This is a genomic window from Nostoc sp. FACHB-280, assembly GCF_014697615.1.
Lineage (GTDB): Bacteria > Cyanobacteriota > Cyanobacteriia > Cyanobacteriales > Nostocaceae > Nostoc_B.
Genome location: NZ_JACJSD010000042.1, coordinates 15,761 through 28,071 on the forward strand (window position 1 = coordinate 15,761; position 12,311 = coordinate 28,071).

At 39.5% G+C, this 12,311-nt stretch carries 13 protein-coding genes and 2 pseudogenes; 5 read left to right on the top strand and 10 right to left on the bottom strand.

Going from position 1 to position 12,311, the window contains the following annotated elements:
- Positions 1 to 313 precede the first annotated feature (313 nt).
- From H6G75_RS24910 to H6G75_RS24930, 5 genes are all read right to left on the bottom strand, one after another.
- Entirely contained in the window at positions 314 to 853 is a 540-nt protein-coding gene (locus H6G75_RS24910; protein ID WP_190982615.1) for a hypothetical protein, read from the bottom strand.
- Complete coding sequence (locus H6G75_RS24915) at positions 850 to 1,413, bottom strand: GNAT family N-acetyltransferase (protein ID WP_190982616.1); 564 nt, start codon at positions 1,411 to 1,413, stop codon at positions 850 to 852. The genes H6G75_RS24910 and H6G75_RS24915 overlap by 4 nt, the downstream gene beginning before the upstream one ends.
- A 27-nt stretch (positions 1,414 to 1,440) precedes the next feature.
- On the bottom strand, positions 1,441 to 1,965 hold the full coding sequence (locus H6G75_RS24920; protein WP_190982617.1) for a hypothetical protein: 525 nt from the start codon (positions 1,963 to 1,965) through the stop codon (positions 1,441 to 1,443).
- Positions 1,966 to 2,226: 261 nt separating this feature from the next.
- On the bottom strand, positions 2,227 to 2,697 hold the full coding sequence (locus H6G75_RS24925; protein ID WP_016869159.1) for a hypothetical protein: 471 nt from the start codon (positions 2,695 to 2,697) through the stop codon (positions 2,227 to 2,229).
- Between the two features lie 245 nt (positions 2,698 to 2,942).
- Positions 2,943 to 4,025: a site-specific integrase gene (locus H6G75_RS24930; protein WP_190982618.1), complete on the bottom strand. Its 1,083-nt coding sequence runs from the start codon at positions 4,023 to 4,025 to the stop codon at positions 2,943 to 2,945.
- Between the two features lie 279 nt (positions 4,026 to 4,304).
- On the opposite strand from H6G75_RS24930, the gene H6G75_RS24935 reads away from it, so the two are divergent.
- Together H6G75_RS24935 and H6G75_RS33955 are read left to right on the top strand one after the other, a co-directional pair.
- Positions 4,305 to 4,811 (top strand): hypothetical protein, encoded by a 507-nt coding sequence (locus H6G75_RS24935; RefSeq protein ID WP_190982619.1) that lies wholly within the window; start codon positions 4,305 to 4,307, stop codon positions 4,809 to 4,811.
- A 219-nt stretch (positions 4,812 to 5,030) separates the two neighbouring features.
- On the top strand, positions 5,031 to 5,087 hold the full coding sequence (locus H6G75_RS33955) for a hypothetical protein (RefSeq protein ID WP_397332693.1): 57 nt from the start codon (positions 5,031 to 5,033) through the stop codon (positions 5,085 to 5,087).
- Here the strand turns inward: H6G75_RS33955 and H6G75_RS24940 are convergent.
- A pseudogene (locus H6G75_RS24940) lies at positions 5,071 to 5,307 on the bottom strand (IS5/IS1182 family transposase); the annotation flags it as partial. The gene H6G75_RS33955 and the pseudogene H6G75_RS24940 overlap by 17 nt on opposite strands.
- Positions 5,308 to 5,354: 47 nt before the next feature.
- Between H6G75_RS24940 and H6G75_RS33610 the strand changes: the two are divergent.
- Positions 5,355 to 5,486, top strand: coding sequence for a hypothetical protein (locus tag H6G75_RS33610; RefSeq protein ID WP_277884107.1), 132 nt, complete (start codon positions 5,355 to 5,357; stop codon positions 5,484 to 5,486).
- A gap of 145 nt (positions 5,487 to 5,631) precedes the next feature.
- Positions 5,632 to 7,047: a DUF4062 domain-containing protein gene (locus H6G75_RS24945; RefSeq protein ID WP_190982620.1), complete on the top strand. Its 1,416-nt coding sequence runs from the start codon at positions 5,632 to 5,634 to the stop codon at positions 7,045 to 7,047.
- Between the two features lie 23 nt (positions 7,048 to 7,070).
- Here the strand turns inward: H6G75_RS24945 and H6G75_RS24950 are convergent, their stop codons facing one another.
- The 4 genes and pseudogenes from H6G75_RS24950 to H6G75_RS24965 all read right to left on the bottom strand — a co-directional run bounded on the left by H6G75_RS24950 (position 7,071) and on the right by H6G75_RS24965 (position 11,587).
- Positions 7,071 to 7,928, bottom strand: a complete 858-nt coding sequence (locus H6G75_RS24950) for a macro domain-containing protein (protein ID WP_190982621.1) — start codon at positions 7,926 to 7,928, stop codon at positions 7,071 to 7,073.
- 192 nt (positions 7,929 to 8,120) lie between these two features.
- Positions 8,121 to 9,245, bottom strand: a pseudogene (locus tag H6G75_RS24955) (DNA cytosine methyltransferase).
- A 70-nt stretch (positions 9,246 to 9,315) separates the two neighbouring features.
- The gene (locus H6G75_RS24960) at positions 9,316 to 9,903 is read right to left on the bottom strand and encodes a hypothetical protein (protein ID WP_190982622.1); all 588 of its coding nucleotides are present in this window, start codon (positions 9,901 to 9,903) and stop codon (positions 9,316 to 9,318) included.
- A 133-nt stretch (positions 9,904 to 10,036) separates the two neighbouring features.
- Positions 10,037 to 11,587, bottom strand: a complete 1,551-nt coding sequence (locus tag H6G75_RS24965) for a hypothetical protein (RefSeq protein WP_190982623.1) — start codon at positions 11,585 to 11,587, stop codon at positions 10,037 to 10,039.
- Positions 11,588 to 11,738: 151 nt separating this feature from the next.
- Between H6G75_RS24965 and H6G75_RS24970 the strand changes: the two genes are divergently transcribed.
- On the top strand, positions 11,739 to 11,960 hold the full coding sequence (locus H6G75_RS24970; protein WP_224311777.1) for a helix-turn-helix transcriptional regulator: 222 nt from the start codon (positions 11,739 to 11,741) through the stop codon (positions 11,958 to 11,960).
- Positions 11,961 to 12,311 lie beyond the last annotated feature (351 nt).

The window sequence follows — 12,311 nt, forward strand, 5'->3', positions numbered from 1 at the left end:
CTTTTGGGTTACACAAAAATAATTTTGATTATATCGTTAATGTTTATCATAATATACTTAATTTTTTTATATTCAGTTTGATTTATAAATTTATTTGCGTAGTTAGGGAAATCTTAACTTTTAAAAAAGGATAGATATGCACTGATTATTGTAATTGAATAACGCAGGTTACGCCAAAAAATAAAATATAAGTCTTTGATATCGGTATGTATTTTTAACGGAGCAAGCTAATGATTGACGCAGAGGATCTACTACTCTTGCGGTTGCTCCTTTGATGAATTTGATGCAATATTGTTGTTTTTATATTGAGTATTTAAGCAGAAAGTTTTTCGGAAAAATTCACCTGCGACATAACTTGTGCGCGTATTGAATTAGCAGCCGTCTCTGCAATTTCTGCTCTATCAGAATCAGTAAGAAGTACTGCAAGTAGCGATTTGAGAGCTTCGCGGTTAGATATAAACTCTTCACTGTATAAATCATCTTGCAGCAGGGTGGCTTCTAAGTGAGGTAATAGCTCAGGCGCAGGAGATAGTAACCGCTCTTTAATGCGTCTCCTTGCAGTCTCTGTTGCCGCTTTTGTACCTACACCTAAATCCCATGTTTCAATTATTAGCTTGATTTCACGGTTAAGTGATACACGCAGCGTTGATAGGCGGCCAAATAAAGGAAGGTTAAGCATTAAAGGTGGTAGTGCATTACCCCAATCCAGACCAGCACCAATAGTGCAATTGGCTTCATCTTCGATACGAACAGCTTCATCGAGCCATCCTTCACCAAAAAGTAAATCTATAGCTTCTTGGGTTGTTACTGGCTCATTCACCTGAGAATTATTATTTTGCTGTTGATGATTCATAAATTTTCACCTGCTCTCCGTCTCAATACACCATACTCAAAGTAAACCAAATTATCGTATTCTTCTTCAGGCCCGCAGTTAAACATATTTTGTTTTTCATAAAATCCTACAGACCTTGGTAAAGAATGCAACCCAACTCTACCTTCATACCCAAGCTCAACACTTCTAATTCTGGCAAAATTTAAAAGTGCTTGACCAACACCTTTGAATTGAGGCGGACGCTGAATTTCAATTCGGTTAGTGGGGGCAGTTGCAATACCATCAACATAAACTAGTCTCTTACCAATATTCAACCGGGAACCGTGCATTTGTGTTTCTATTATCATTAATCCTTGAGTTGTGTTTTCGCACTCAACTGCATAACCTTCAAGATTTGCTTGATTGGCAATATATCTTAATTTAAATATCCAGTCCCAGTATTTATCTTCTTGAGTAAATAACCTTAACTTTTCGACCCAATCATTGACATAATCATCAACATGTTTTTGTCCTAAATCTACCAGATAGGCTTCAACAGGTGTATTATCAACACCCCTTTTTAACTCGATTTTTCGCTGCACCTAAAGCTCCTAATTGTCAACTGATTATTAAAGCTTGTGACTGCTATTTGACTGGTAGATAAAAGAGTAAATGTGAATGCGTATATCAATAGCTTTATGCCAACCAGCAAGCACAGCATCATCTGAAATGTCTCCAATAACTACCAAACTATTTTCTTTATCCACATAGTACGGTAAAGGTTCAGCACTCAACCAACCATAAGCAATGGCTTCTTGGTCTCGCTCAAAAATTGAAATTTCTAAACTTTGCTCATATCTTGAGTAGTAGTAAGGTAAATAGCAAGCTGGGTATTCTCTTAAAGATTCGCGATTAACTGTGTATGATTGCCAACGTAGTCGCTCACCCTTAATTTCTTTATGATTAGCTTCTAGCCAATCATAAAGTTTTTTAGCTTGCCGCAAGGCGTGGTCTTTGCCTTCAAAAACAACGCTGGGAAGAAAAATATCGCCGTCAAAATGCACCGCGACTTCAAATAAATCTTCATCCTCATCCTCATCTTCGGCTTCTGCTTCTGTTACCTCAATGATTCCAGCCTTGTATAGTTCTGCCATTTCCCTGCATTGCTTCGTCAGATATACCTCTACATTATTAAAATTTTAGCTTTCAGTTACAAAATAATCAGAACGCTCTGTTGGTTCTAATCCCTTATCTGGAGGGAAGTTTTGTTTGTGTACACGAGCCAGCACCGTAGTGTTAGTGCAGGTCGGCATTATCTCCAGGAGGAACTAAAGCCCTATTCTTTTTCTTACCCGCGATCGCATTAACAGAGCGAATCAGTGTAAATTCAGAAATTCTTAAAATTAATAAAAATTCTAACTTGCCGGATGATATAACCCCGTATCCTGATTAAATTCCCATCCTAACCCTGCTCTATCCTTGCCTTTGCACCATCCCACAAAAAGCGGTGGTGGCAGATTAATTCGCTGCTCGCGTATAGTTTCTACACTTACACCAAGTCTTGAAGCTAAACCTTCTTCCGTTAGCGGTTGGATTCGAGGAGTTTGCCCTTGATAATATGAATTGTTGTTGTACGATTTCTTCTGCCGTTTCGGTTGGTTGTTGAGATAATTTTGAATTTTAATAATCGCCTCAGCAAATTGTTTCATTTGGGCTGTTATCTCTTCAGTTTTTTGTTCTAAAGAGTCCAAACGTTTATTTTCATTACCAGCAATTGCATCAAGGTCATCTAAAGAACCATCTAGGTATAGCTCAATAAAACGGGTGAGCGTCGCTGTTGCTGTCGTGCCTTTCGAGTTGCAACGGGCGATAAACTGCTCCCACATCTTTTGGTCACAGTTGAAAGATGCTAGCTTCTTTGTTCTCCCTGTATTGCTCATATCTAGGTAAAGTCTAGGTAATATCTAGGTAAACTAGTCGTGGACACCGAACAACTGAGCGTGTTTCCATCTTGATAACTACCTTGACACTATCATGATGAGCGTATGAGTGCGATGGCCGAACCGCCCAGCGGAGGCGATACCTTCTGGAGTGGCTTCCCCGTAAGGGTAGGGTACACCTACGTTTTTTATTACCTATGTTTGCTTTTTTTACGCAGTGCGTGAGAAGTCCCAACACGCCCGACGTGGTGAATGTACTTTGCAGTTGTCGCCGGGGAAGCGTGGCCCAAATCTGCTTGCAAGTCAAAATCAGAAGCTCCATTTTTTTTAGCCAGCGTTGCGTGGGTGTGGCGCAGAAAGTGGGCGCTGAACTTAATTCCCGCACAAGTAGAAATTTCCTCCATCATCAGTCGCAACCCGCGATCGCTTAAAGGTTTACCCCTATCCCGCCGGCTGGGACTAGGAAACACCGGCTGATCATTGCTGGCATTCCCACGATAATCCAGTAACACTGCACTAGTTTCCGGATCGAGACTAATGGTTCTAGTTTTATTTCGTTTCCCCGTCACAGTTAACAACAGACAATCTCCATCCTCCCGAAACTGCCGCCAAAATAACCCCGGCGTAATTACGCGCTTACCATAATCAGAAGTTTGCCGGGCAATTTCTCCCGCCCTCACCCCACTGTAAAAGATGAGAGTAAACAGCAGCCAGTGCATCTTATTAGTGTTATGTTGCAAGTCTACTTCAATTGCCGCTTTTTCCAACTTAGCAATCTCGCGTTCCGAGAGAATGCGCTCTGCGAGCTTATCGTCCCACTGGATACTTAAGTCCTTGCCCAAGTCGATAGCAAAATAACCAATAGAAGCTCTAGTACCCCACTCCCACAAACTTTTAATCGCTGCCGTGTATTTAGCCGCAGTATTTTTACTCAACCCATAAGTATTGTTCTTTCCCCGTACTGGCTTTTCATCCTTGAGCCAAGCCAGATAAGCGTGTAGATGAAATAACGTTACCATCCTCAAATCAGATATCCCAAACCGCGACTGCATATAATCGACAAGCTCATAACCAATTTGCCGATATGCCCGTCGCGTTTGGTCGCTTTTAATAGTGACAGAATGCACCCATAGCTCAATTAGCTGCTGTGTGGAATTAATTTTCTGGCGGTTGGGAAAATAATAATCCACAAGCGCGACACGAGCTTCATCAAGCGGTAGAGTTACCACCTCCACAGCAAGTGATTCCACGCTTTTGACAGGTAAATTTTCCATAATATAAATCCCCAACCCCCACTGATAATTATGATGCCGAGAACTGTAATTCCCGGTATCTTTATGATAGTTGTTTCTAGGACACGATTAAATTGCTCATCTAGAATCATCTATATCGTATATACGCGGATATCCCGTATGCGATGATGGTAGTGAGAAGAGTAGGGGAAGTAGGGGGAGATGGGGAGGTAGGGGGAGTAAGTAAATATTAGAACTTGAAGCAAATGGTTAAAGAACTGGTTAGAAATCACTTCTCCACAACAAAAGCGCGAGGGACTGGTGGAATATCCGCAGATAAATATAAAACTTCTGTCTGAAGAAGACCGGGAGTTGGTGAAGCAGGCCAAGCAGCGTGCTGAGGAGTTGCGCCTCACTTTTAAGGAGTTTGTGCTGAATTGTATTAAACAAGCACTTGTGGAAGAGAGTCCCGATAGTGCAGATAGTGCAAGTGCTGCCGAAATTGAAGCTTTGAAAGCTCAAATCGCCGCCCTGGAAGAGAAGGTGAATATTCCTTCTGCGACCAAAACAGAAGTACATAACCTCCAGGAGCGGTTAAATCAATTGCGGGTGGGAATTTCAAATGAAATTAAGAAGGATAGGGAGCAACTTGCATCTTTAACGTTGGCGATCTCCCGACTTGAAAGCCAAATTGAACAGCTAATACCTTCCTTAAATCTTCAGGTGGATGGCGAAGGTAATGCCGACAGTGATAGCGACTGGATTTTTGGGGAAGGCTCCGGTGGTGTGGGAGAAGATGTTGAGGATACCCGAACTGATGGAGCATGATGGGAGAAAATGGAAATTAATAGTTTAGGGATTAACAAAAATCGGTTATTGAATACTTATGTAGACGAGACGTGATAATAGTTACCTAAATCTTAGGTATTGCTTTTTAAATAAATTGTTAATGAAATTTCCCTACTTTAAGACGCACGATAATTTCGACTAGCTAGGAAAGGATCGTAAATAACTCGCCCTGATGAGTTAGTTTCTATACTTGACCGCATTCTCGACGGCTGTGGAGATGAGGGGGATGTTGCCATATTGCGTCAATATCTGTGAGTCCCTCGACGTACTGCAATATTGTCACCAGAGCTAATCGCAGCGGAGACATTCCAGGTTGCCCTTGGCTAGAAAACAATGTACTGAAATCTTGGTCACTGAGGAAGCAGCTAAAGCGATCTGCCATCGTGATGTAAAGGTTGCCTTTTGGAAAGATAGCTCTAGCAACTTTAGCGGTTTCTGCTGGCACAGTATAGCCTGGTTGTGGATGCAGTGACATCGAACGATACCTCTTGCGATCGTCTTTTAGATCCTAAATAACTCTTGATGGAGCTAACTTATTTGTTAAGCAATATTTCGCCACCAGTATCACTTTTGGTGATCGCTTGTTGGGGAAGGCCATCTTTTCCTTTAAGTGACAATTTATCTGCGATCGCCACAGTTGACGAGAGAGTCTAAACAAGTACTGGATATTTACACTAAAATTAGACTAATTGAGCTAAATAAGAAAGACTTGACGGGCAAGCCATAACCGTTAAAACTAAACTAGAGAATAAACCAAATTAATCCGTAAATAAGCAATTTTCCTACTAGCGAAGTATCTATGAAAACAGTAGAACTAATAAAAATTTTTCTAGCTTCTCCAGGCGATGTACAGACGGAAAGAAATTATGTTAAAGAAGTCGTCGCAACAATTAATCGTACTGTAGCTCAATATAAAAATGTAAGACTAGAAGTAAAATGTTCTGAAAATGCATATCCCGGATACGGTAAAGACGGTCAGGCAATTATCAACGAGCAGATAGGCAAAATGGATGAATATGATTTATTTATCCTAATTATGAAAGACCGCTTTGGAAGTCCTACTAAGCGTCATGCATCTGGAACAGTTGAGGAGTTTACACTAGCTAGAAAAGCTCACAAGGAAAGAGGTAAGCCTGATATATGGTTTTATTCTGGCTCAATGAAGCAAGATGTAAAGAAGAAGGAAGATAAACAGCAGCAGGCGAAAGTAAAGGGATTTAGAACTAGGTATATAAATAATAGGTACGGTTTATTCAGAGACTATAAAAACCCTTCTAATTTTAAAAGTCAGTTACACGAGCAACTTACTCTATGGTTGAATGATTATAGTAATAAAAAAACCAGAAAAAGCATTACTACTTCAAAAACTAAGACTGCTTCACTCAAGAAAAAAGAGCCTATAGATAAAACAAAAGTAGCCAATAATTCTAATCAAGCAAGTTTAATTTCCAGTAAGCCAATAAAAGAAATAAAATCTACTACTAATAAGAATAAAACAAATACTAAATCAAAAATTAATAATAGCAAAAGTATAAGTAATTCTGGTGCTTGGGTTTTACTTGATGACAATTTATTTGAAACTAAATCAGTTTTTCAGGATGTTAATAGAAAGCTGATTCTTAACATACCGATTATAAATTCAGAACAGGAAACTAATCTACGACACTTACAAACCAACCATCGCTACGGTAACAGGCTTGTTTCTTATAGCTACCAAAATGATGCATTTATGGTACAAGTGGAGAGTATTGAAACTGATTCTATCAAAGGCAAAACTTCTTGTATAGTTACATTGAAACCAATACAACAATCTAATAATTATAATATAGCTAGTTATAACAACTACAGTATAGAGCAAACTGCCGAGCTAATACGTTTTTTACTATTAAATGAAATTCAGGATAATCAAAATCAAGCCAATAATCCTATGCTGAATTATATGCTTACAGGAAGTAGCTATTCAACAAAGCTGGAAAAATTTATTTTTAGCGATATATGGAAGAAGTGGAAGAATAAGCCAAAAATGTTTTTAATCAATGCGCGACTGGCAGCAGTACATCTTTTGAAAAGCAAAAATATAGTTGAGCATATATTAAAATTTAACATCAGTCTTAATCAAAATGTTGTATCAATTGATTTTAGTGGAAAGATGCAGAATATTTACGCAAATCAAGAGCCAAAAACATTACAGGTAAAAGGTAAATGTACTTTATAATTGGAAAGTTTATAGTTAGTATTCTAAAAGCAAGCTGATTTTAAAAAGTCCTCTAACTTATATAAATCTATAGAATCTAAATCTTTGGGATATATCATTACTGTTAATTTTTTGGTTATAAACTTTTCTTTAGATGCTATAACGAAAGCTTCTATAATTAACTTAGCTAATGCCATCCTTGGCAAACCAGTACGAGCCAAGTCGGAGCCGATGATTGGAATGGTTACATTTTCGCTATGACCTTTGAGGCGGATTTCTTTCCAAAGATTGTTAAGAGATTGCAGAATATATTCAGAAGAAGATTGTACAGTTATATCATTATTCATATAACCATAGGCAGTTAAAAAATAACGTTTATCGTGTGTACCAAGCGTTATAGCTGTACCAATGGGATATCGACCAGTTTTACCTCGCTTTTTGTTAGTTTCTTCTTTACATAGATTACGTAACGGTTCAAGTGCTGTTTCAATATCCGCGTCTAGTCTTGCAATATCATTTGCATAAACTTTGGTTAAAAACTGTCCTTGAACACTTGAAGGTTTAATTATCTCTCCTAATTCAGTATCAAAAACATCATTAGTGCCTATTACAATATGACCTTTATCATCAAAAATATCTCCTACTTTAACTTCAACTATTGAATCTGGAGATGATAGTTTATGGCAAAAACTTCTTCGAGGAAAGCACTTTAAGATAGCGAAAATAAAGCAGATGATTATCAATGCAAAGTAGCCTGTCCAACCAAAATCTGGCCTTCCAGGGAAAAAGAGCGAAACAGGTTTAGTCAGTAACCCCGCCAAACCAAAAAAACTGACAAATGAACTCCAAATTCGCTTTAAGCTAACTTTGCTAAACAATTTAAAATAAATTTCAATTGCCATAATCAAGTTTAATAAGCGGAACTTCTGTAACATTAAATTAAAACTCAATAATTATAAATCATTTTTGTTAGAGGCTATTTATAAAGTAAATCTAAAAGCCAGGAGAAAGGAGTTCTGATAACGATAAGATACTTTATATGCAGTGAATTTACATAGATAGTCGGTATGGCGCGAAAGTCTTACCCCACAGATTTAACTGATATGGAGGTTTTGCCAATTTTGGTGCTTAATTTGAGAAGTGGTATTGGATTCTAGATGTTCTCTAACTTGCATTCCCACAGCATATGCAAGCAATGGGGGTACCGAATTTCCGATTTCTCTTTGGGCGTGGAGTATTGCCTCACTGAAATTAAACCAATCAGGATAACTGTGCAAACGAGCAGCTTCTCTAACTGAGATAACCCGTGGTTGTTCTGGATGGAGGGGACGCAATGCAGTGCGGTTGCCACTCCCCGCTCTTAACGTCACGCAGAATCCATCCCATTGCAGCTTCTTTGATTTGGATTTAGCTTCCCTTGCACCTGGGGGAGTATTGATGAATTGCTGAATTACTTCTGGTGTATGTGTTGTCGCTGCGAATCCCGTCTCAATGTTAGTTACTATACCAAGATTTGGGAATATTTTTTCAAGATACTTAGCATATTCTCCCTTCACCCAATCTGGATGCCATTCTTGAGTGTTTTGCTTGGGGAGTAGGGGGACTGGCAACAAGTCCGCGATCGCATCTCTAACTGTATGTTGAGGTTGATGCTGCGGCGGTATAATTTCTCCAAACTTAGATGCAACAAAAAACACCCTTTTTCTAGCTTGCGGAACTCCGTAATCTGAAGCGTTCAGGTTTCATTTTGAGAGAAAATAATGTTCTTCTAGCACTGCTTGAAGGTTAGCAGTAATGCAGCCAAACTTCTGATTTTTAATGCCTGGCACATTCTCCATGATTGCAGCTAGGGGATTGAGTTCCAACACCAGCCGTACAAACTCCCCTACCAACGAGTTTCTCTCATCCTCAACATTTTGCAGTCCAGCAACGCTAAATCCTTGGCATGGTGGGCCACCAAAAACGGTATGAATTTCCCCGTCCCAATCTGCATACTTCGCCTGAATACAGGCACGTATTTCTTGCGCCGTCACCTCCCGAATGTCTTTGCACAAGACTGTGGCGTGCGGGAAATTATGTTGGTATGTTGTTAGGACGATGGGATTATTATCAATGGCGATCGCTATTTCAAATCCTGCTGCTTCAAATCCCAAATCTAATCCACCCACCCCGGAGAATAGGCTAATAGCTATTTTTTTGTTTGTTGCTGTTGAGTTCATTTTTCTGCGCTAATATAATGCGCGGTTTTATCTTTAAGACTAAGTTTGCTAATTCGACTAGTTAAATAAGTCAAGCTGCTTTTTCCCAATTTTTTGATGACGATTTGGAGATAGCAGCCAAAGCATAGCTCAAGGTATGCTTGTGAATTTTGGGCATTTTGTGAAACGACATATCTTGACCCCAATCTTGGACTGATTTGGTGCCAATATGTAATACTTGCGTGAGAGTTTTGACACAAGTTGCGCGAAAATTGGCGTGAGAAACGGTTTGCAGTATTTGTTTTTCAGTTAACCCTTCAAGGAGTGTTTTTTCAAGAAAGGTTTGAGCGTCTACTTCCGGTGCATTGTATTCTCCTGTCAAGATGCTATTTAGCTGGTTTGGTACGATTTCGGCGGCGTGAATGTAAGCAAGTGTAAATTTACAATAGTTAGGTATTCCATCAAAATTGAGATCGCTTCCCCACTTGCGAACTGTTGGTCTTTGTACACCTAAGATGGCACATAGTACAGTGATGCATTTTTTTCGATATTGCGAATCTGTTTCTTCTTCAAGAAGTTCTCCAGAACTGAGTTCGGCAATACCGAAACAGTGGCGTAGAAATTGTCTGGGTTCTAACCTTTCTTTGGGTAAACTCTTGAGCATTTCATAGTTTTTCATAAATGATCCCTCACCTAAATGCAATTACAGCAACTCAAGGTACAGAGATACATTTTGTGTATTCTCTGCATAGCAATTATGTGAAGCTAGCTGTAATTTGTTAGGTGTAACTCTAAAATGTGATTTGTTGTTATTAATGACGTTGGGAATTAGTCAAATCAAAGACAAAAGCCGCAATAGCATTTATCCCTGTATGTAAAATTCCATTGACTGCTCGATAACCTTGACGACTCCAACCAGCCCAACCAAACTGCTCTCCTATATGCCCAAATTCAGCAATAATTATTGATTCTTGGGTTTCGATGTTAGGTAAAGGTAATAATTGGCGCAATTGCGTTATTTCTTCCTGTTGTTTGGTATTAACAACTTGAAGTTCGGCTAGTTCTTCTTCTCGTAATAAGAGTACATTATTTAAATGCTCAACTTCCAACATTAAAGGTGTAATAGTTTTCTCCAACTCCGAGTTCACTACTTTAGCAGCTTGGCTATTGAATGTATTGCTCCATCTGTTTTTGTTAGCATCTTCGAGAGCTTTTTCTAATTGGGCTACTCGTTGTTCCAATTGTGCCTTTTCTGTTTGGAGTGACCGCACTTTCCCTAGTTCGCGTTCTGTTTCAATTAGCTTTTTAGCTACTTCTTCCTTGGCTTGGGCCATTTTTTGGGCATATGCTCTTGCTGCTTGGAGTTCCACAGTTGCTGCTTTTAGTGCTGCATCTCGAATTTCAACAAACCGCCCCAGTTCTTCTTCGGCTTTTTCTTTATTTTGTTGTGCTAAGGCTTCTGCTATTTTCTGCTCTAGTTGAGCCGCAGTGTAGAGTTCTTCAGTTCTGTAAAGCTTTGTCTGTTTGGGAGTAATTTCGGCAGTGGACACTTCTACTTGTAACTGTTCTGGTTCAAACAGGCGCTTAGTTTCTAGCCCCATAGAAACTGTATGGTCTAATAATACCCACCACAAATCTGAGTCAGTTTTATCCCATTTAGAAATAATGATGCCCCTACATCCAGTACAACCCATATTGTCCTCGACCACGATAACTCGCACTCCCGGTGCAAACTGTGGCTTAGATGATGCGATAGAATCTGATTTCCTAACAACCAGAACTGACTTAGAGTTATAAAGAGTATTTGCTTTAGGAGTAGGCAGTTTTGAGGTTGCTGCTGCTTTAATTTGTGCTGCTGTCTTTTTCCCAGTATCTACCACCTCCTTCACTAAGTCAGTTGAGATTTGAGTTAACTGGCGCAGGGCTGCAACGCTCCAATTCTGTACTTTCTCGCGCACAAGGCGTTGCACCCTTTTCGGAAGCTTCTCAAACCAAGCGTATATTTCCATTGAGGCTTTAGCGATGTAGCGTGATGCCCCAAAGTCAGGGCTATCGAGCCATGCTGCAAAAATCTTTTTCCCATCAGTGTCCATAGCGATGCAGTCGTCATAGACATGCTGCAAAGCTCGACCACTTTCTAATAAACCATCAAAGGTCTGGCGAACAAACCCTAAGAAGTTACCCAATGTTGTTCGGGCTTTGCTTTGTAGTTCAGGTCTTTTAAATTGGTTGTAATCGAAGCTGTAAGTTATTGCAAAAGGAGCAATGGCATCGGCTTGTTCTTCAATATATTGCTCTAATTCTAATTGGGCGATCGCTTGGTTGTCGGGTAAAACTACGATCGCTCCTTGCAGTTGTGTCATGATTATATTGACCTCGCAAGGGGTTGACGTTAGCCGTTGCGATTCTTCCTGGAAGTCGAGTGCAGCGGCTTTCTGTTACTAATTCTACTTGTGTTAACTAAAACCGTCAACCCGTTGCGGTAATGCAAATGGTAAAGTTACTGTAATGGATATGAAGCAGTTAAGAGAGCGGTTAAATCTCAGAACCGTCGATGTAGCTAGTAAAGTTGGTGTTGGAGAATCTTCTGTACGCAATTGGGAGAAAGGGCGTACTATACCAAAACTAAGAATTGATCAGACAGCAGCATTATGTAAGCTTTATGGATGTTCAATTGAGGAATTAGACCAAGCAGTTAAGGAATCCATAGCTAATGCTTCACAATACCAAGATTGAAAATTTCCTATTGTTTTTAAAGATTACAAAGGAAGAGAGAATAGCACTTAACTATTACCAAGCTATTATCAGCCGATGATTTGCTAATTTACTTGTCGAATACCAAAGCACTAACGGACAATAAGAAACAGGAAGGTGAATATGCGATAACACAGGCAGTAGCAATTACAGAATCAAAAATAGATCTGTATGAAATATTCAGGGTGAACAGTATCAAGTAGCATTTGTGGGCTTGGTCAAATCTGATACGGTATAACCCTGTTTTGTCAATCTGGGAGAAGCCAATCTCTGAAAGCGTTTCGGAGCTTTACTTTTCAACTTTTGGCTATAAATTTTAGTTTCTGTTAGAAA

Coding starts and splice junctions, on each gene's coding strand:
- H6G75_RS24910 (WP_190982615.1), bottom strand. CDS start 853: ATGAATCATCAACAGCAAAATAATAATTCTCAGGTGAATGAGCCAGTA.
- H6G75_RS24920 (WP_190982617.1), bottom strand. CDS start 1,965: ATGGCAGAACTATACAAGGCTGGAATCATTGAGGTAACAGAAGCAGAA.
- H6G75_RS24925 (WP_016869159.1), bottom strand. CDS start 2,697: ATGTGGGAGCAGTTTATCGCCCGTTGCAACTCGAAAGGCACGACAGCA.
- H6G75_RS24930 (WP_190982618.1), bottom strand. CDS start 4,025: ATGGAAAATTTACCTGTCAAAAGCGTGGAATCACTTGCTGTGGAGGTG.
- H6G75_RS33610 (WP_277884107.1), top strand. CDS start 5,355: ATGGAGCTAACTTATTTGTTAAGCAATATTTCGCCACCAGTATCACTT.
- H6G75_RS24945 (WP_190982620.1), top strand. CDS start 5,632: ATGAAAACAGTAGAACTAATAAAAATTTTTCTAGCTTCTCCAGGCGAT.
- H6G75_RS24950 (WP_190982621.1), bottom strand. CDS start 7,928: ATGGCAATTGAAATTTATTTTAAATTGTTTAGCAAAGTTAGCTTAAAG.
- H6G75_RS24960 (WP_190982622.1), bottom strand. CDS start 9,903: ATGAAAAACTATGAAATGCTCAAGAGTTTACCCAAAGAAAGGTTAGAA.
- H6G75_RS24965 (WP_190982623.1), bottom strand. CDS start 11,587: ATGACACAACTGCAAGGAGCGATCGTAGTTTTACCCGACAACCAAGCG.
- H6G75_RS24970 (WP_224311777.1), top strand. CDS start 11,739: ATGAAGCAGTTAAGAGAGCGGTTAAATCTCAGAACCGTCGATGTAGCT.